Annotated in this window: 18 protein-coding genes and 1 tRNA gene; 7 read left to right on the top strand and 12 right to left on the bottom strand. The window is 59.7% G+C overall.

Annotated elements, in window-relative coordinates; genetic code table 11:
• Positions 1 to 99 precede the first annotated feature (99 nt).
• Complete coding sequence (locus CU103_RS02155) at positions 100 to 1,848, bottom strand: cation:proton antiporter domain-containing protein (RefSeq protein WP_106662253.1); 1,749 nt, start codon at positions 1,846 to 1,848, stop codon at positions 100 to 102.
• 197 nt (positions 1,849 to 2,045) lie between these two features.
• Positions 2,046 to 3,146, bottom strand: coding sequence for a calcium:cation antiporter (locus CU103_RS02160; protein ID WP_106662254.1), 1,101 nt, complete (start codon positions 3,144 to 3,146; stop codon positions 2,046 to 2,048).
• 231 nt (positions 3,147 to 3,377) lie between these two features.
• On the opposite strand from CU103_RS02160, the gene CU103_RS32455 reads away from it, so the two are divergent.
• The 4 genes from CU103_RS32455 to CU103_RS02175 all read left to right on the top strand — a co-directional run bounded on the left by CU103_RS32455 (position 3,378) and on the right by CU103_RS02175 (position 6,015).
• A complete protein-coding gene (locus CU103_RS32455) occupies positions 3,378 to 3,500 on the top strand; it encodes a hypothetical protein (RefSeq protein ID WP_280954577.1) in 123 nt (40 codons plus the stop codon).
• A gap of 122 nt (positions 3,501 to 3,622) precedes the next feature.
• Entirely contained in the window at positions 3,623 to 4,585 is a 963-nt protein-coding gene (locus CU103_RS02165; RefSeq protein ID WP_106662255.1) for an NAD-dependent epimerase/dehydratase family protein, read from the top strand.
• Positions 4,586 to 4,663: 78 nt separating this feature from the next.
• The gene (locus CU103_RS02170; protein WP_106662256.1) at positions 4,664 to 5,296 is read left to right on the top strand and encodes a LysE family translocator; all 633 of its coding nucleotides are present in this window, start codon (positions 4,664 to 4,666) and stop codon (positions 5,294 to 5,296) included.
• An 89-nt stretch (positions 5,297 to 5,385) separates the two neighbouring features.
• Positions 5,386 to 6,015 (top strand): LysE family translocator, encoded by a 630-nt coding sequence (locus CU103_RS02175; RefSeq protein ID WP_106662257.1) that lies wholly within the window; start codon positions 5,386 to 5,388, stop codon positions 6,013 to 6,015.
• 138 nt (positions 6,016 to 6,153) lie between these two features.
• On the opposite strand, the gene CU103_RS02180 is transcribed toward CU103_RS02175, so the two are convergent.
• From CU103_RS02180 to mepA, 7 genes are all read right to left on the bottom strand, one after another.
• A tRNA-Leu gene (locus CU103_RS02180) sits at positions 6,154 to 6,238 on the bottom strand.
• Positions 6,239 to 6,331: 93 nt separating this feature from the next.
• A complete protein-coding gene (locus CU103_RS02185; protein WP_106662258.1) occupies positions 6,332 to 6,952 on the bottom strand; it encodes a 2,3-bisphosphoglycerate-dependent phosphoglycerate mutase in 621 nt (206 codons plus the stop codon).
• Positions 6,953 to 6,978: 26 nt separating this feature from the next.
• Positions 6,979 to 7,806, bottom strand: coding sequence for a 4-hydroxy-tetrahydrodipicolinate reductase (gene dapB / locus CU103_RS02190; protein WP_106662259.1), 828 nt, complete (start codon positions 7,804 to 7,806; stop codon positions 6,979 to 6,981).
• Positions 7,803 to 9,635: an ABC transporter ATP-binding protein gene (locus tag CU103_RS02195; RefSeq protein WP_106662621.1), complete on the bottom strand. Its 1,833-nt coding sequence runs from the start codon at positions 9,633 to 9,635 to the stop codon at positions 7,803 to 7,805. Before CU103_RS02195 ends, dapB begins: the two co-directional genes overlap by 4 nt.
• A 147-nt stretch (positions 9,636 to 9,782) precedes the next feature.
• Positions 9,783 to 10,811 carry a glucokinase gene (locus CU103_RS02200; RefSeq protein WP_106662260.1) on the bottom strand — a complete coding sequence of 343 codons (1,029 nt, stop codon included), beginning with the start codon at positions 10,809 to 10,811 and terminating at the stop codon, positions 9,783 to 9,785.
• 42 nt (positions 10,812 to 10,853) lie between these two features.
• Positions 10,854 to 11,282 (bottom strand): methylglyoxal synthase, encoded by a 429-nt coding sequence (locus tag CU103_RS02205; RefSeq protein WP_106662261.1) that lies wholly within the window; start codon positions 11,280 to 11,282, stop codon positions 10,854 to 10,856.
• A 156-nt stretch (positions 11,283 to 11,438) separates the two neighbouring features.
• Positions 11,439 to 12,461 carry a penicillin-insensitive murein endopeptidase gene (mepA, locus tag CU103_RS02210; protein WP_106662262.1) on the bottom strand — a complete coding sequence of 341 codons (1,023 nt, stop codon included), beginning with the start codon at positions 12,459 to 12,461 and terminating at the stop codon, positions 11,439 to 11,441.
• A gap of 126 nt (positions 12,462 to 12,587) precedes the next feature.
• Here mepA and CU103_RS02215 point away from each other — a divergent pair, with 126 nt between their 5' ends.
• Positions 12,588 to 13,628 carry a zinc-dependent alcohol dehydrogenase family protein gene (locus CU103_RS02215; RefSeq protein WP_106662263.1) on the top strand — a complete coding sequence of 347 codons (1,041 nt, stop codon included), beginning with the start codon at positions 12,588 to 12,590 and terminating at the stop codon, positions 13,626 to 13,628.
• 132 nt (positions 13,629 to 13,760) lie between these two features.
• Complete coding sequence (locus tag CU103_RS02220; protein WP_106662264.1) at positions 13,761 to 14,576, top strand: DUF3800 domain-containing protein; 816 nt, start codon at positions 13,761 to 13,763, stop codon at positions 14,574 to 14,576.
• 262 nt (positions 14,577 to 14,838) lie between these two features.
• On the opposite strand, the gene CU103_RS02225 is transcribed toward CU103_RS02220, so the two are convergent.
• From CU103_RS02225 to CU103_RS02235, 3 genes are read right to left on the bottom strand one after another with little or no spacing between them, the layout of a single operon-like run.
• Positions 14,839 to 15,708, bottom strand: a complete 870-nt coding sequence (locus CU103_RS02225) for an SDR family oxidoreductase (protein ID WP_106662265.1) — start codon at positions 15,706 to 15,708, stop codon at positions 14,839 to 14,841.
• Entirely contained in the window at positions 15,705 to 16,883 is a 1,179-nt protein-coding gene (gene queG, locus CU103_RS02230; RefSeq protein WP_106662266.1) for a tRNA epoxyqueuosine(34) reductase QueG, read from the bottom strand. The genes CU103_RS02225 and queG overlap by 4 nt, the downstream gene beginning before the upstream one ends.
• A gap of 41 nt (positions 16,884 to 16,924) precedes the next feature.
• Complete coding sequence (locus tag CU103_RS02235; protein ID WP_106662267.1) at positions 16,925 to 17,617, bottom strand: glutathione S-transferase family protein; 693 nt, start codon at positions 17,615 to 17,617, stop codon at positions 16,925 to 16,927.
• A 159-nt stretch (positions 17,618 to 17,776) separates the two neighbouring features.
• Here CU103_RS02235 and CU103_RS02240 point away from each other — a divergent pair, with 159 nt between their 5' ends.
• Positions 17,777 to 18,583 carry an undecaprenyl-diphosphate phosphatase gene (locus tag CU103_RS02240; protein ID WP_106662268.1) on the top strand — a complete coding sequence of 269 codons (807 nt, stop codon included), beginning with the start codon at positions 17,777 to 17,779 and terminating at the stop codon, positions 18,581 to 18,583.
• Positions 18,584 to 18,711: the final 128 nt, after the last annotated feature.

Here is an 18,711-nt window from a genome sequence, read left to right on the forward strand (position 1 = left end):
ATTTCCAGCCGTTTTGGGAAATGCACGGGCGCGGTGCCAATGGAGACGGGTGAAAATCATTCAAAGTTTGACCTCGCCCTGCCGGCGGCCCTCTTGCCGCTACGATACGTCGAGGGACTGGTTGCGATTGCGGCGTGCCACGTTCATCTCTGCCCGCTCTCGCGCCATATTGCTGACGGCCATGCGCAACGCCGGATGTCGCGACATGAAGACGTGGAAGTCCCGTCGTTCAAGCACGAGAAACTGGCAAAAATCCACGGCGATAACGTCGGCCGTGCGGCGCCCGCCACTGAGCAGGGCCATCTCCCCGAAAAACGCTCCGGCGTCGAGACGAACCGGGTCGCTTTCCAGTTGTACCTCGACGGCACCCGCCGAGATGAAGTACATGCCATCGCCCCGATCACCGATGCGGACGACGCGTTCGCCAGGCGAGGCGGATTTCGGCCGGAACAACAATAGCAGCTCCTCCTGGGAGTTTTCGTCAACCTCCGAGAACAGAGGGAAAGTCTCGATCAATTGCTGCATCTCCAATTGATGCTGTCTGTTCCGCTCTTCGTTCAGCGCCCTGATCTTGTCGAGGTCGCGGCAAAGCCTTTCATGTTTTGATTTGCCGTACTGTGCGGCCAATGAGGGCCATAGCGAGCGGATGCCCTTGTGCAATTCTTCGCCCGCCAGCAGAACGAGAGGGTTGAGGGTGATCGACAGGATGGCGCCTGCGAGGATGAGATCCTGACCTTCGCGCGGCAGCAGGCCAAGTGAAACGCCGAGGCCAGCCAGGATGAAGGAGAATTCCCCGATCTGGGCGAGACCGGTGGCCACACTGATGCCCATTGCGACGGGATAGCGCAGCAGCAGGACGATGCCGAATGCGATGAGCGACTTGCCGAAGATGATCAAGGCGAGAACGCCGATCACCGCCAAGGGTTCGCGGACCAGAATGGAGGGGTCGAAAAGCATGCCGACCGAAACGAAGAACAACACCGCAAAGGCATTTTGCAAGGGAAGGGAGTCGGCCGCCGCCCGGCGGCTCAAATGCGACTCGCTCATGACAACGCCGGCGAAGAAGGCGCCGAGCGCGAAGGAGACGCCGAAGATCGCGGCTGATCCGAAAGCAATACCCAGGGCAATGGCGAGAACGGAAAGGGTAAACAATTCCGGCGAGCCGGTGCGCGCCACCAGCGTGAGGATCCATGGAACGACTTTCGGCCCGAAGTATATGGCCATCACTGTGAAGGCCGCGACCTTGAGCAGCGTCACCGCAATCGTCAAAGTGATCGGAAGACTGTCGGCAGCCGGTGCAGCTTCAGCTGTCCCATGAGCACCGAGAATCTCGGCAAGTGTTGGCAGCAGCACCAGTGCCAGCACCATCGCGAGGTCCTCGACGATGAGCCAGCCGACGGCCACACGGCCATTTACCGAGTCGATCTGATTGCGTTCTTCGAGTGCCTTGAGCAGGACCACCGTGCTGGCAACAGAAAGGCTGAGGCCGAAGACCAGGCCGGCGCCCAAACTCCACCCCAGCAAAGAGCTGAGACCGACGCCGAGAAGCGTCGCGAGCACGATCCGCCCGAGCGCTCCAGGAACGGCGACGCCGCGGACAGCCAGCAGATCCGAGGCCGAGAAGTGCAGCCCCACGCCAAACATCAAAAGGATCACACCCATTTCGGCGAGCTGCCCGGCCAGAGCCCTGTCGGCAATGGTGTCCGGCAAATAGGAACCCATCAGGATACCCGCGACGAGATAACCCACCAGCGGCGGCAGGCGCAGCCGGTCGGCGAGATATCCGAAAATGGCAGCGAACACGAAGCCGACGGCAACCGTTGCTATCAATGCGACTTCCTGATGCACATTCGTCCCTTGATGTTATTGGTGTTCCTACCCTGCCGGTAAGCTGGCAACAATCGCCCGATCGCACCAAAGTAACCGCGCAAATCGAATGCTGCCATAGAAAATTTGAGGTTGACCAACCTTCGCCACGTCGCGGTTTCGTCCGGAACAGCATGATTTTTTTCAAATGATGGGATGCGAGTCGTGACGGCGATATCTCAGGGGAAAGCGATGAGCAGCAGGTATGCAATGAAAACGACGAGATGAACCAGTCCGGTCAGCACCGTTGTCCGCCCCGTTCCGAAGCTGTGAATGCTGATTGCCAATATCAGGGCCAGGAGCACCGAGTCGCCTGACGACAAGCCGAGCGTCAGCTCCCGGCCCGCCAGCAGGCTGGCTATTCCAACCGCAGGAATGGTCAGCCCGATGGTCGCGAGCGCCGATCCGAGGGCGATGTTGAGACTGCGTTGCAGTTCGTTGCGCCAAGCGGCCCGGATGGCGGAAAGCGCTTCCGGCAGAAGAACGAGCAGGGCAATGAAAGCGCCCACGATCTCGTCGCGTTGTCCTACATGGAGGGCCGCAAGGCCGTCTTCAACACCAATCGCCACCTGTTCTGCGAGGAGGACGACACCGACGAGACCGGTCAGGAGCAGGACCGCGTTTACCCAGGTGGCACGCCTGGGGGCATGGTCCAGCGTCGCATGGTGCCCCAGGCCATCGTCGAGAAAATCGTCACGATGCCGCCCGGTCTGTGCGAAAACGAAACTGCCATAGAGCAGGACAGAGCAGAAGCTGACGAAGATCAGTTGGACCGGTGCAAAACTTCCCGGTGTCGTCGCCATCGTCGTGAAGTTCGGAAGGACAAGGGTAATGATCGTCAGTGCGGTGAGGACGGAAAGGAACGCACTCGTCCCCTGCCGTTTCAATCCCTGCTGATGATGTTGCCACCCGCCAAGTGTGAGGCACAACCCGACAACTCCGGCGCAAGTGATCATGACGGTTGAAAACACGGATTGACGGGCCAGCGTCGGATTGTTCTCGCCATGCAGCATCATCGACACGATGATCGAAACTTCGACCGTCGTTACCGCAAATGTAAGAAGAAGTGTTCCATAGGGCTGGCCGAGGCGAACCGCGAGGATTTCTGCATGCTGGAGCACGACGAAAACGGTTGCGAGCAGCACGCCAATGGCGAGAGTCGAAGCCACCCAAGGATGGGCGCTGCCAAGTTGCCCGCCGGAATACCGGATGCCGATAGCAAGCGCCAACGACCCTATCGGCAATAGCCAGGACAGGATCGGCAGGTCGCGAATGGTCATGGGAACGCATCCAAGGCTAGAGCTCCAGGTCAGGATTTCTCAATATACACGGCCGTTGATGGCGAATGTAGGCCGTAAACGCATCAAATGGCGAGGACCATCTGTCCGCAGTGGCGATGCTATTGTTGCGCCTCCATTTCGACAAATCTCGCATTAGACTGCTCGCAATGCCCTCGCGTTTCCGGCGTTGATTTTTGGAATGCGTTGTTCCGTTGCGAAGAGGATAGGCAAATGCACGACTTTACCCTGGTTCTGGCGTTCGTTGCTGTCGTCCTGCTTGCCTATCAGGGCGAGATCGATGACCGGCCGGACGTACAGGACGATGAATGGCTTCATATCGACTCCGCCGATTAGCCAGCTAATTAGATCCCCATGGAGCCGGTGAGCGCGTTTGCTATTCGCCACTCTATTGAACTAATGCCCAATCTGTTGCAGTTTCCGGACGATTTTCGTCCTCGTGCAAACAGTCCGGAACAATGAACATTGAACGCCAAGTCTTCATAACGGGCGCCGGCGGTTTCGTCGGCCGCGCCACGGTCAAGCGGTTCCTCACAGAGGGCTGGCGGGTTCGCGCGGCGGTGCGGACTGTTCAGGGCTGCGGTCTCGATCACGGTGATCGCCTGTCGATAATACCGGCTGGGGACATCACCGCGATCACCGACTGGGTGCCGCTGCTGTCCGGCTGTGACGCCGTGGTCCATGTGGCCGCCCGTGCCCATATGACGGGCGAGGCACAGGATGCATCCGCGCAGTTGTTCCGGCGTGTCAATGTCGATGCAAGCGTGAACCTCGCGCGCGGCGCGGCTACGGCTGGTGTGAAGCGCTTCGTGTTCATCAGCTCTGCCGGAGTCATGGGCGATTACTCGGAGCGGCCCTTCACGGAGACCGACCAGCCGCGGCCCATGAGCGAATATGCGAAGAGCAAATGGCAAGCCGAACAGGCGGTGGCAAAAATCGCGCGGGAAGCCGGTCTGGAGCTGGTGATCCTTCGTCCGGTCCTGGTTTACGGACCGGGCAATCCGGGCAATCTCGAGCGGCTCTTACAACTCATCCGCACCGGCCTGCCGCTGCCGCTGGCTGCGGTCGGCAACAGGCGCAGTTTTCTGGACGTCGGCCATCTTGCGGCCATCATTTGCAGCGCTGCACAGCTTCCGGAGGCCGCCGGCAAGACCGTGCTGCTGGCGGATGGCAACGACCTCTCGACTCCGGAGCTTGTGCGCGCGCTGGCTGAGGGCATGGGCGTCCGGGTCAGGCTTTTTTCCGTACCGCCGCCGCTCTTGCGGCTTGGCGCACGATTGCTGGGCAGATCGCGAGACGCAGAGCGGCTGCTTGGATCCCTGCAGGTCGATGTTGCGCTGAAGACATCGCTCTTCGGACCCTATCCGCGTGCGCAAACCATTCGGGGACTGGGCGAGGCCGGCCAGCGCCGCACCACGTGATCACGCACGACTTGACATCCGGGTGCGGGGAATGGTGTCTGAGACGCTGACTCATCGCGATTTATCCTGGAGGGGGTTATGACACATCTGACAATTTTGGCATTTGCGCTCGTGGCATTCATCGGCATTGCCACGCCCGGGCCGACGGTGCTGCTGGCGCTCACCAATGGCTCGCGGTTTGGCATCAGGACCGCATCCTACGGCATGGCGGGTGCGGTGCTCTCCGACTTTGTCCTGATCGGCGCCGTGGCGCTTGGCCTTGGCGCGCTGCTGGCGGCGTCGGAATTCTGGTTCTCGGTCGTGAAGTGGATCGGTGTCGGCTATCTCACCTTTCTCGGTATCATGCTGCTGCGTTCGAAGGGGACGCTCGAGGTCCGTTCCGGATCCGGCACGGATACGCCTGCGTCTCCGCGTACTGTCTTCCTGAAGAGCTTTTTCGTCGCCATCACCAACCCCAAGGGATATCTGTTCTTCTCGGCTTTCCTTCCCCAGTTCATCGATCCGGCGTTGCCGCAATTCCCGCAATATGCAGCGCTGGCGATAACCTTCGCACTGATCGATTTCGGTGTGATGTTCGGCTACGCGATACTGGGCTCCCGTGCAGTGCGCCTCTTGAGGAAATCCGGCGCGCTATGGCTGGACCGGATCTGCGGCGGCGCCTTGCTCGCCCTTGCCGGGTCGCTGGCGTTTTATCGAAGGGCGAGCGCGTGACAAGGCACGTGCGCTCCTGGCAGAGTCATCGTCTTGTCTAGGAAGCCGCGTTGTGGTTTGCTCTGAGAAAGCGAAGCAAGAGAAAACCCATGCCTGATTTGACCATGTGGGGATTGTTCGTCGGGGCATCCGTCGTGCTGCTGCTGACACCTGGCCCGGCAGTGCTTTATATCGTTGCCCGCTCGGTCGAGCAGGGACGGGCAGCGGGGCTGGTCTCGGTACTTGGTATTCATCTGGGCACTATCGTGCATATCACGGCTGCGGCGGTCGGCCTGTCGGCACTGATTGTGTCGTCGGCACTCGCCTTCGCGATCGTCAAATATGTTGGCGCCGTCTATCTTGTCTGGATCGGCATACGGACCTTGATGGCCAGCGATTTCGATCCCCACGCACCGGAGGTACCGGCCGAGCCGCTGCGACGCGTCTTCCGCGACGGCTTCGTCGTTAACCTGTTCAATCCGAAGACGGCTATCTTCTTCCTCGCCTTCCTGCCGCAATTTGCCGACCCCGCCCGTGGCGCCCTCCATTGGCAGATCCTCATACTGGGGCTGACTTTTATGGGTCTCGGCATCATCAGCGACGGGATTTTCGCACTGGCAGCTGGCGCTGCAGGCGACTTCCTCCGCCGCAACAGGCGGTTCCTGCGCTTGCAGCGCTGGTTCGCGGGCACTTCGTTTATTGGGCTCGGGATCACCGCCGCGCTGGCGACGCGCAAATAGTCCGCCCCGGTCTGGACGAATTGTTGAACGCAACCGGGAATACGATTTCACGATCGGACGCCAGAAAACAAAAAAGCCCGGAAAACCGGGCTTCTTGTCTTGTTTCAAGACCGTCTTGGACGGTGTAAAACGGGAATTTGGTGCCCAGAAGAGGACTCGAACCTCCACGCCTTGCGGCACACGGACCTGAACCGTGCGCGTCTACCAATTCCGCCATCTGGGCAGCGGGGTTTCATGTAAGGGGCGCATCTGAGTCTGTCAATCCATTTGTCGGGGAATTGTCACACAACTGATTTGCCGCCCTTGCGGCCCGCTCTCAGCCCTCGAGCACTTCCTTCGAAGCCACGGTCGAGTCGGCATTGAGCTTGTAGACGATCGGAACACCCGTCGCGAGTTCCTGAGCGACGATCTCCTCGCCGGTCAGGCCATCGAGCGCCATGATCAGCGCGCGCAGGGAATTGCCATGCGCCGCCACCAGCACCGTTTCGCCGCGCAGCACATGCGGCTGCACCTCGTGCAGATAATACGGCCAGACGCGTGCGCCCGTGTCGCGCAGGCTCTCGCCGCCGGGCGGCGAAACATCGTAGGAACGGCGCCAGATATGCACCTGTTCCTCGCCCCATTTGGCCCGGGCATCGTCCTTGTTAAGGCCGGAAAGGTCACCATAGTCGCGCTCGTTCAGCGCCTGGTCGCGGATCGTCTCAAGGCTGGTCTGACCAATCTCTTCGAGAATATGCTGCAGCGTCGCCTCGGCGCGTGAGAGGACGGACGTATAGGCGATGTCGAATTTGAGACCCCTTGCCCTCAGCCGCTTCCCCGCATCGATGGCTTCCTTGTGACCGAGCTCCGTCAGTCCCGGATCGCGCCAGCCGGTGAAAAGGTTCTTCAAATTCCATTCGCTCTGGCCGTGGCGGACAAGGACGAGGGTTCCGGACATTGAGAATACTCCTGTTTGGATCAAGCTTATTGATTGAGGCCGAGCACGTCGAGCATGGAATAGAGGCCGGGTTTGCGGCCCTTGCCCCAGAGCGCGGCCCTGACTGCGCCGCGGGCGAAGATCGTACGGTCTTCCGCATGGTGGGAGAGGGTGATGCGCTCGCCCTGGCCCGCGAGAATGACCGAATGGTCGCCGACGACCGAACCGCCGCGCAGGGTGGCAAAGCCGATCGTGCCATCCTCGCGCGGCCCCGTATGGCCATCGCGCACGCGGACGCTGTGCTGTCCAAGTCCGATGTCGCGGCCGGCGGCCGCGGCCTCGCCGAGCAGCAGCGCAGTGCCCGAGGGCGCATCGACCTTGTGCTTGTGGTGCATTTCCAGAATCTCGATATCGAAATCGCCGAGCGCCCTGGCTGCCTGCTTGACCAGAACGCCAAGCAGATTGACGCCCAGGCTCATATTGCCGGATTTGATAACCACCGCATGGCGCGCCGCGGCGTGGATCTTTGCGTCATCCTCCGCCGAGCAGCCCGTGGTTCCGATGACATGGACGATACGCGCCTGCGCGGCGAGTTCGGAAAACTCCACCGTCGCGGCCGGAGCCGTGAAGTCGAGGACGCCTTCAACGCCTGTGAAGACCGAAAGCGCGTCACTGGTAATGGAAACGTCGAGGCGGCCGACACCGGCGAGTTCGCCTGCGTCACGGCCGATATGCGGCGAGCCAGGCCGTTCAATGGCCCCGGCCAGCACTGCGCCCGGCGTGTCGCGGATGACACGGATCAACGTCTGGCCCATGCGGCCCGCGGCACCGACGACGGCAAGTTTCATCGGCGTTGCTGGCTGTTCGGCACTCATACGGCTGGTCCTGTCACTGCTGTTGACTGTAATTCGGTGTCATCGATGATGGGCGACTCTTCCCTGCCTTGCAACTGGTAGAAGCGCGCATAGACGCCGTTGGGCCGGGCAAGCAGGGTATCGTGGACGCCTTCCTCCACCACCCGTCCGGCTTCCATGACGACGATATGTTCGGCGTTGACAATAGTCGACAGGCGGTGGGCGATGACGATGGTTGTCCGTCCCTGCATCACGCGTTCGAGCGCCTGCTGCACCCGCTTTTCCGATTCATTGTCGAGGGCGGAGGTCGCCTCGTCGAGCAACAGGATAGCGGCGTTGCGAACGATCGCGCGGGCAATGGAAAGGCGCTGGCGCTGCCCGCCGGACAGCGTGACGCCGTTCTCGCCGACCTCCGTGCCATAGCTCTGCGGCTGCTGGCGGATGAACTCGTCTGCATTGGCAAGCTTTGCCGCCTCGATGACCTCCTCGTCGGTGGCGTCGGGCCGGCCATAGCGGATATTGTCGGCGATGGTGCCTTCGAAGAGATAGGGCTGCTGCGAGACATAGGCGATCGACTGGCGCAGCGAGCGCTTGCTGACATAGGCGATGTCTTGCCCGTCGATAAGGATGCGCCCGGCGTCGATGTCGTAGAAGCGCTGGACGAGCCCGATCAGCGTCGATTTCCCCGCGCCGGAAGCACCGACAATGGCGGTGGTCTTCCCGGCCTTGGCGACGAAGCTGATGCCGTGCAGCACCGGCACACCGTTACCGTAGCTGAAGCGAACCTTGTCGAACTCGACTTCGCCGGTCGGCACAGTGATCGGCACCGAGCCGATGCTGTCGGCCTGGCGCGGCTCGACATCGAGGATCTCGAAGAACATGCGGGCATTGACGAGCGAGCGCTCCAGCCCAACCTGTACGCGCGCCAGCCGGCGCACGGGATCGTAGGCAAGCAGAACGGCGGTCATGAAGCCGAACATGGCGCCAGGCGGCTCCACATTGTAGACGGCACGATAGCCCGTATAGATGATCATCGATGCGATGGCGACGCCGGCAATCAATTCGGTGATCGGTGTCGTGCGCTCCGAAACCCTGGCGATCTTGTTGGCGCGTTCCTCGGCGCGGTGGATCAGCGCGCTGATCTTGGCGCGCAACTGATCTTCCATGGTGAAGGCCTTGACGATGGCGATGCCCTGCGTCGCTTCCTGCATCGCGCCGAGCAGGTGCGAGTTCAACGTGACGGATTCACGGTGGATACTGCGCAGGCGCCTCGCCAGATAGCGCACCGTCAGAATGACAGGTGGCCCGATGAGCAGGGCAAAAAGCGACAGGATGGGGTCGAGGAGGACCATCGTCACAATCAGAGCAACGAGCGTCGGAATATCCTTGCCGATGGTCGTGATGGTAATGTCCATGAGTTCGCGAACCCCGGCGACATTCTGGTTGATCCGCGCCGCGAGCTGCGCCGAACGCGTATCGGTGTAGAAATCGAGGCCGAGTTTCATCAGGTGATCGAAGATGCGATGCTGGTAGCGCGCAACGATATTGTTGCCGATCTTCGCCATCATCACAGATTGCACATAGGTGGCGACGCCGCGGATGACGAAAGCCGCAAGGATGCCCAGGCTGATTGGCACGATCAGATCTTCGCGGCGCTGGTAGTAGATCTTGTTGATCACATCCTTGAAGATATAGGCAACGAACGCGGTTGTGCAGGCAACGGCCAGCATGGCGGCAAGGGCGATGGCATAGGACGAGCGGTATTCGCGCAGGTTCTCGCCCATGACCCTGCCGATGACACGCCTTGCCTCCGTCGTATCGATCTTTTTCTTCCTGGGTACACCATTCATGACAGGCGGCAACTCGCTGGTACAAGAGCAACGGGGCAAGGAGTCATCCTTGCCACTCGAATTGTCCCTATAACCTTATTGATCCTGCTTGCCTATGGGTTTCAGCCACAGACCCTGCACGCAGTGCCTGACTGTTGCGCTGGTGCCCTAGTCCCGGCGCCAGCGGCGGCCTTCCGTCGAAACGCCGAAACGGGTCGGGGTGCGGGAGAAGGCCGAAAGGCCGCTCAGCGCCGCAAGCGGGTGGGTGATGATATAGACCGGCGTCTCACGCAGGATTTCACCGTGCGGCGCCTTGTCCTCGAATGCCTGGCGGAAGGAAGGGTCCTTCAGCGGAGCGACGATTTTCTGAACAATGCCACCAGCGAGATAAACGCCGCCGCGCGCCATGAAGGTCAGGGCAAAGTCGCCGGCCAGCCGGCCGAGATAAACGACGAAAAGCGCCAGAGTTTCCTTCGCCTCGGGAGACTCGCCGGAAAGTCCGGCTGCGGTGATGTCTGCAGGCGTCTGCAGGCTGGCTTCGGTGCCGTTCACCTTGCAGATTGCCCGGTAGATATTCTGCAGGCCCCGGCCGCAGAGCAGCTGTTCGCCGGAGATGCGGCCCTCGATATGTTCGAGATGCGGGAAGATTTCGAGATCACGGGCAGTGCGCGGCCCCATGTCGACATGGCCGCCTTCGCCGGGAACAGGCACCCAACTGTTGCGCGCACGCACCATTCCGGCGACCCCAAGCCCAGTACCGGGTCCAAGGACGGCGCGGCTGCCATGCGGATCCCCGGCGGCGCCGCCGAGCTTTTCCAGATGCTTCGGCTCGAGGGATACGACGGCGAGCGCCTGCGCCTCGAAATCGTTGAGCACGGTAATATCGGAAAGGCCAAGCGTTTCCATCATCTGGCGCGGCTTGACCACCCAGGCGCAGTTGGTCAGGTCAATCTCGTCGCCTTCGACCGGGCCGGCTATGGCCAGTACGGCCGAACGCGGCTGAATGGATGTATGGTCGAGAATGGCGTTCTGAATCGCCTCGTCGATGGTCGGAAAATCCGCCGTCTGGATAATGGGAAATTCCTTTGGCTCCGCATAGGCGTCGACCAGAATGGCGAAGCGCGCATTGGTGCCGCCGATATCACCGACCAGAATCGGAAATTTCATGATGTGGTCGGTATCTGCTTGTGTCACCATAGTCGCTTCCCCATTTTACCTGCTACTGCGTCCTTGCGCGTCCTAGCGGGCGCGCGGTGCAATAAGTGTACCTTCGACTGCGTCATCGCGCAGCAAACCTCGCTTTTGCACCAGAACCTCGGCGGTCGCGCGATTCAGTGCCATCGGAATATCGTAGACGCTTGCGAGCCGCGTCAGCGCCTTGACGTCCACATCATGCGGCATGGGCGACAGCGGGTCGACAAAGAAAATCAGCCCGTCGATCCTGCCTTCGGCAATCAGTGCACCAATCTGCTGGTCGCCGCCGAGCGGGCCGCTCTTGACGCGGGCGATCTTCAGCGAAGGACATGCCGCCTGGATAAGTCCGCCAGTCGTGCCTGTCGCGACGATCTCGCAGGGTGCCAGCAGGTTTTCATAATTGCGCGCAAATGCCACCATGTCGTCTTTTTTCTGGTCATGGGCGATCAACGCGAGGCGAAATGGCTGTGTCATAAAAACTCTGTTTCGGGGTTCGTCCCTAAATCGATTGAATCCCTATACTCAATTCATGACGGCATGAAAAGGCCGCAGGCAAAAAAGAGCCTGGCCGGCATCCTTTGAAACAAACCGGATAGAATTGCACCATGATTTCTTGCAACCGGGGTATAGCTACGGCTTCTGCCCGGGGATCGGAACATCCTCGGGAACATCGTCGTCTTCCGGAGCATAGGCCGCTGCCGGAACGCCGCTGGCGGCGGCTGGCTGTGCGACCTTCGTACCAGCGCCATACGTCACCTCATCGACCGATTTCGGTCCCGGTGCATTCAGAATCTGCGCACAGAGCTTCGGCAGATCGGAAAGCATCATGACCTTGGGCTTCACCGGCTTGGCGGGTTCCGGAGCCTTTTTCCACGGCTCGTCGGTAAACCACCAGGCCAGGGATTTGCCGCAACCGTCGCCGGTTCCAACAGATTCCTGCGGCTTGCAATTGGGCGAACCCGGCTGGCATTTGATCCGCACGTGGAAATGGTAAAAATGGCCCCAATAGGGACGAATTTTCGCCATCCAGCTGCGGTCGCCCTGGACGCTGTCGCACAATTTCTTCTTGATGCCGGGATGGACGAAGATGCGTTCCACCTCGGGGTAGCTGGCTGCGCGCTTCAACAGCGCCGTGCGTGCCGGCGACCATTTGTCGGGGTCGACATAGAGCGTATCGCCCTTGAGCATGGATGTGGCAGAAACATTCTCGCGTTCCTCATCGGTAAAGCGGCGTTTCGGCATGGGAGTCAGCCATATATCCGCATCGAGCCCTACCTGGTGCGAGGCGTGGCCCGTGAGCATCGGACCACCGCGCGGCTGCGAAATGTCGCCGACCAGCAAGCCGGGCCAGCCATCCTTGGTGGCTGCGTCCCGCGCCAGTCTTTCCAGAAGCGCGATCATGCGCGGGTGGCCCCAACGGCGGTTGCGCGAAAGCCGCATCACTTGCCATGCGGGTCCATCGACGGGGAGGGCAACGCCGCCCGCAAGGCAGCCTTTGGAATAAAACCCGGATGACTGCGGTGCGCTGACCGTCGGCAATGTCTGGGCGCCGAACAATTGCTTGGCCGGCCCATTTTCGGCAATGGCGTCAACGGCGCTCGTGAACGCAATTAGTGCGCCGAGCGCGACACGCAAAAGGATTTTCGCTTTCATGATCGCTGTCCCACAAGTGATCGCGGCAATTTGCAGCGCTGATCCGGGCTTTATGATGGCCAGATTCGCGGGAAAGTCGCAATATATGAAGAGATCGCATTGTTCTGATTCTAGGGGACCACGGCCATGAAAGCAGTTATCTTCGAGCAATTCGGCCAGCCGCCGCACGTTGCGGCCGTAGCCGATCCGACGCCCGCCGCGACCGGCGTGGTCATCAAGGTCGAGGCGACGGGGCTTTGCCGCAGCGACTGGCATGGCTGGATGGGGCATGATCCGGATATTATCCTGCCGCATGTTCCGGGCCATGAGCTGGCCGGAACCATCCTCGCCATCGGCAGGCAGGTCACGCAGTGGAAGATCGGCCAGCGCGTCACCGTGCCCTTCGTCGGCGGCTGCGGTAATTGTTTCGAGTGCAATTCCGGCAATCATCAAGTTTGCGAACATCAGTTCCAGCCGGGCTTCACCGCGTGGGGTTCCTTCGCGGAATATGTCGCGGTCGATTTCGCCGACACCAATCTCGTCGCCCTGCCGGATTCGCTGGATTTCGCCACGGCGGCAAGCCTTGGCTGCCGCTTCGTCACCTCGTTCCGGGCCATCGTCGATCAGGCGAAGGTCAAGCCCGGCGAATGGGTGGCGGTGCATGGCTGCGGCGGTGTCGGCCTGTCAGCGATCATGATCGCCACGGCGATGGGTGCCAATGTCATCGCCATCGACCTGACGCAGGAGAAGCTCGCCTTTGCCCGCGAACTTGGCGCGGTGGCGACAGTCAATGGCGGCCAGACCAGGGACATTGTCGGCGCGGTCCGGGAGATCACCAAAGGCGGCGCGCATGTCTCGATCGATGCGCTCGGCCATCCTTCGACCTGCTTCAATTCGATTGCCAACTTGCGCCGGCGCGGCCGCCATGTGCAGGTGGGGCTGATGCTGGGCGATCACGCCCACGCGCCTGTCCCGATGGACAAGGTTATCGCGCATGAGCTGGAGATCTATGGCAGCCACGGCATGCAGGCCTTCCGCTACAAGGCGCTGATGGACATGCTGGAAACCGGCAAGCTCAAGCCGCAACAGCTGGTCGGCAAGCAGATCTCGCTGGACGACGCACCTGCGGCTCTGATGGCGATGGACCGGTTCGAAGGGACGGGGATCAATGTGATTACGCGGTTTTAAAGGTTGGTCTTTTGAGAGCTTGTACAATGCTTTACATCCGCAGGTAGAACTGATGCTTTTTATGTGAACTTCTACCATCGCAAAGAATTTATCCGCTTGACTCTGTTATAAGTTTTTTGATTGCATCATCTGATGGTCCAATCTTTTGTCGCCTATATCGATGAATCCGGCGACGAAGGCTTCGGAAAGCTTCGTCAGGAAGGAAAAACTGGACAATCCCGCTGGCTTTCACTCGGATCGGCCATCGTTTCGGCAGAGAATGATCGGTTTGTTCCCTCTTGGCGGAATGAAATTATGGAACTCTTTCCCAAGAAGCAGAATCGCGACTTGCACTTCAGGTACTTGAACCATGATCAACGTGTTGCTGCATGTTCCGTATTGGCAGCCAAGCCAGTGGGTATCTGTGTCGTTGCATCAAACAAAGAGACGCTTATTGATAGTCCAAAATTCGAAATTTTTAAGAGAAAGCAACATCTGTATAACTATCTGGTTCGGTTCCTCTTGGAACGTATTACAGACGCATGTGCAAAGGCGGCTGCACGTGATGGAGACTCTGCGAAACTATCAATCGTATTCTCGCGACGCAGCGGCACGGATTACCAGTCAATGCGCGAGTATCTTTGTCTCATGCGTGATGGCAAGGAAGTATTGAGGCCAGTGCGTTCCATCAACTGGAATGTCTTGGATCCCGATAACATTCGAGTGGAAAATCATTCGATTCGGGCGGGTTTACAGATCGCCGACATTTTCACGAGCGCAACATCTAGTGCGCTAGACCCCAATGAGTTTGGGCATATTGAGCCAAGGTACGCGCTTACATTGCGAAATCGTTATATCCGCCGAAACAAGCGCATACTCGATTGCGGGCTGACCCTGATTCCCGCTATTGGCAGATGCCCTCTCAGTAATGAACAATTGGCATTTATCGAAGAGATCAATAAAAAATGACAGGCCCCCAGCCCCTGATGCACATCGCTTTGGATGCTGCTGCTGCGGGAGCAACTCGGGGTTTGCCTGGCGCTTGCCTGCCGTTCATAATATGACATCATTCCTATTTGGAATCAATACTATTTTAGAAAAATATCGTGGAATCAATTAGTTAATGCTGAAATTTGCTAACCCTTTGTTCTGAATCAGTATTTCTCTATTTGGCTTCACTCACATGCCTGCTGCTATTGGATAGCGACAACTTCTTGCATGCAACCACATTTTAGCGCCAGCTCCCATCGCGCCACATGGTTGCAAAAGCCGTTCCGTAGTCCGGGTAGCGGAACGAAAAGCCAAGCGCCTTTATGCGTTTGTTGGAAACGCGCTTGTTCTCGCCATAGAAGGAGCGCGCCATCGGTGTGAGCGGCGCCGTGTCAAAATCGGATTCCTCCGGGGGTTCCATCCCCATCAACTCTGCGGCATAGGCGACGACGTCCTGCGGCGGCGCGGGCTCATCGTCGGTAATGTTGAAAATACCGGCTTCGTTGCGGGTTGAAAGAAAGTGCAACGCGCCCGCAATATCATCGACATGGATACGGTTGAAGACTTGCCCGGCCTTGTTCAGCCGGCGGGCCGTGCCATTGGAGAGATTGACGAAGGCGTTGCGGCCCGGCCCATAGATGCCCGCGAGCCTGAGGATGGCGAGGGGAACGTCACGCTCATTCGCCAGTTTCTGCCAGCCCTGTTCTGCCTCGACGCGCTCTACCGAGCGAGCCGATACCGGATGGCATGGAGTCGTCTCATCCACCCAGGCGCCTGCATGATTGCCATAGACGCCGACGGTAGACAGGTAACCGATCCATTGCAGTTTCGGCATGGCGTGGCGGATGGTCTCGCCGAATTGCGCCAGCACCGGATCGCCGGACTGTCCGGGCGAGGTCGAGATGACCAGGTGGGTGACGCGGGCAAGTTCGTCGACGATCTCCTGCGAGGCATGCGTCCCATGGAAAAGGAACGGCGTGATTCCATCCTTCTTGAGGGCAGGAAACTTGGCGCTGTCGCGCGTCGTCCCGCCGATGAAGTCTGCTTGACCGGCGATGAGTTTGGCAAAGGCGCGTGCCGAATAGCCGGCACCGAAGAGAAAAACGTTCATGAATGATTCTTCACAGCAATGCGCCATTCGGTCAAGACATCAGCGTCACTCTCCTGTGCGGCACGGCGCATCTGCAGGACAGAGAACCGGTCTTGGTCCATTAATTCGCTCAGCGCCCAAACGGCAGCGCCGCGTACCAGCGGCGAAGGATCGGAGAGATGCGGCTCCACGGCTTCGACAAGGCCTGGCTCACCGGAATTGCCGCAGGCGATCAGCACATTGCGCATGAAGCGGTCGCGGCCGATGCGCTTGATCGGGGAACCCGAAAAGAGCGCGCGGAATGCGGCGTCGTCAAGGATCAGCAGTGATGCGAGGGATGGCGATCGAAGATCGTCGCGCGCCTGCAGTTTTGCCTCCCGCGCTGTTTCGGCAAACTTGTTCCACGGGCAGACGGCAAGGCAATCATCGCAGCCATAGATGCGATTGCCCATGGCCTTGCGGAATTCATGGGCGATCGGCTCCTTGTGCTCGATGGTCAGGTACGAGATGCAGCGCCGCGCATCGAGTTGATAGGGTGCAGGGAAGGCGCTGGTCGGGCAGATGTCGAGACAGGCGCGGCACGAGCCGCAGTGGTCCACCTCCGGGCTGTCGGCAGGCATTTCGGCCGTGGTGAAAATCGTGCCCAGAAACAGCCACGAGCCATGACTGCGGCTGACGAGATTGGTGTGCTTGCCCTGCCAGCCAAGCCCTGCGGCTTCCGCCAGCGGTTTCTCCATGACCGGCGCCGTATCGACGAAGACTTTCAGATCTTCGCCCGCGGCGCGGGCGGCGAAGCGGCTGGCAACGCCCTTCAGCTTGCCCTTGATGATGTCGTGATAGTCGCGGTTCTGCGCATAGACCGAAATTGCCGCCTTGTCTTTTTGCGCAAGGATATCCAGGGGATCGCTATCGGGTCCGTAGTTCATGGCGAGCACGATGATCGAGCGCACCTGTGGCCACAGTGCTTGCGGATTGGCGCGGCGCTGCTCCGTCTCCTGCATCCATTGCATGCTGGCGTGGCGCCCGAGCGCCAGATATTTGCGCAGCCGTGCTTCTGCCAGCGGAATGGCATCCGGCCTGGTGATCGCGACCAGATCGAAACCCGCAGCCCGCGATTCCTCAAGGATGAACTGCTTCAGCCGTTGTTGTTGTGACTGCTTGATGGACTGAGTTTTCGATTGTCCAGTCATCCGCATGAGCCTTATGCGTGGCGAGCCTGCCGAACCACGCACCCAAATCAAAAATCCAGATCGCCGTAATGCGATGATGGCGGCAGGCCGCGCACCCGGTCCGAGAGCAGCGGGCGGAACGAGGGGCGCGACTTCATCCGCGTGTACCAGTCGCGTGCGGCTTTATATTCGGCCCATTTGATCTCGCCGAGATAATCGAGGATCGAAATCGAAGCGGCCGCCGCCATGTCGGCATAACTCGGCGTTGGCCCGGCCAGCCAGTTGCGCGTTGCCGTCAGCCAGTCGATATATTTCATGTGCTGGGTGATATTGGCCCGCGCGGCGCGAATGGCGGTGGAATCCGGCGCGCCGCCGCCCTGTTCGGCGGTCATGTGCAACTTGAAGATGCGCTCGCGCGCCATATGCCGCGTCACTTCGTTTTCGAATTTGGCGAGAAACCAGTCGATCAGGCGGCGCACTTCGGCGCGGCTGAGCGAATCTTCCGGGAAGAGCCGGCGGCTGCGTTTCAGCGCGCCGCGTGTCTCGTCGATATATTCGGCAATCACCGTCGAACCCGAGATAGGCACATCGCCCTCGGCCAGAAGCACCGGGAGTGTTCCGGCAGGGTTGAGCGCCAGAAACTCCTTGCGCCGCGCCCAGCTGTTCTCCTCGATAAGCTCCACCTCGATATCGTATTCATTGAGGATGAGCCGCGCATAGCGCGAACCGGTGGACATGGGGTGGTGGAAGAGCGTCAACATGGCAGGTGTATCTAATTCTTTCAAACTGGCATTTTCCAGGGCGTCAGCGTATTGCTCGATAGCCTTTGAGTCTGCGCCAAACCTATAGGCGCAACCGCGGCATGAGACAAGAACCACACGTCATTGCCCGGTCCGGCATCACCATCGCGAGCTATAATCATGGAATTACAGACGATTGTCGAAGCCCTTTTTCTCGGATTGCTGGAAGGGTTAACAGAGTTTATACCGGTCTCGTCTACCGGCCATCTGCTGCTCGCCGGGCATTTTCTCGGTTTTGAATCCAACGGCAAAACCTTCGAGGTCCTGATCCAGCTCGGTGCGATCCTGGCCATCCTCACGGTGTATTTCGGCCGTCTCCTCAAGATTGCCCGTGACTTGCCAAATGACCCGAAGACACGCCGTTTCGTCATCGGAGTGCTCGTCGCTTTCCTGCCGGCCGTGGTCATCGGCGTACTCGCCCACAATGTGATCAAGACCGTACTGTTCGAATCGCCCATGCTGATCTGCGTGATGCTGATCATTGGCGGGCTGATCCTGCTCTGGGTCGACCGGCTGGAGCTGAAGCCGCGCTATACCAGCGTCATGGACTACCCGCTGTCGTTGTGCCTGAAGATCGGCCTGATCCAGTGTTTTGCCATGATACCCGGCACATCGCGCTCGGGCGCGACGATTGTCGGCGCGCTTTTGCTCGGTACGGACAAGCGTTCGGCCGCTGAGTTCTCGTTCTTCCTGGCGATGCCGACCATGGCCGGCGCCTTTGGCTATGACCTGATCAAGAATCGCCACATCCTGACCCTCAACGACGCGTCGCTGATTGCCGTCGGCTTCATCGCTGCCTTCATTGCCGGTGTTTTTGTCGTGCGCTATCTGCTCGACTACGTATCGCGCCACGGCTTCGGCCTCTTCGCCTGGTGGCGGCTGGTGGTGGGGACGCTGGGGCTGATCGCGCTGATACTGATGCGGTGATGATCATCACGCCACGACGGCCTGCAAATCGCGCTTTTCTGCACTTCCGGTGCTCATGAACCCAAAAGTTCATGGCGCTCCGTTCTCGAAAACCACTATTTTTGGCGCGTCCCAAGCTGAATCTCAAC

Origin of the sequence: Phyllobacterium sophorae (assembly GCF_003010965.1) — a bacterium.
In the GTDB taxonomy this organism is placed as follows: Bacteria; Pseudomonadota; Alphaproteobacteria; order Rhizobiales; family Rhizobiaceae; genus Phyllobacterium; species Phyllobacterium sophorae.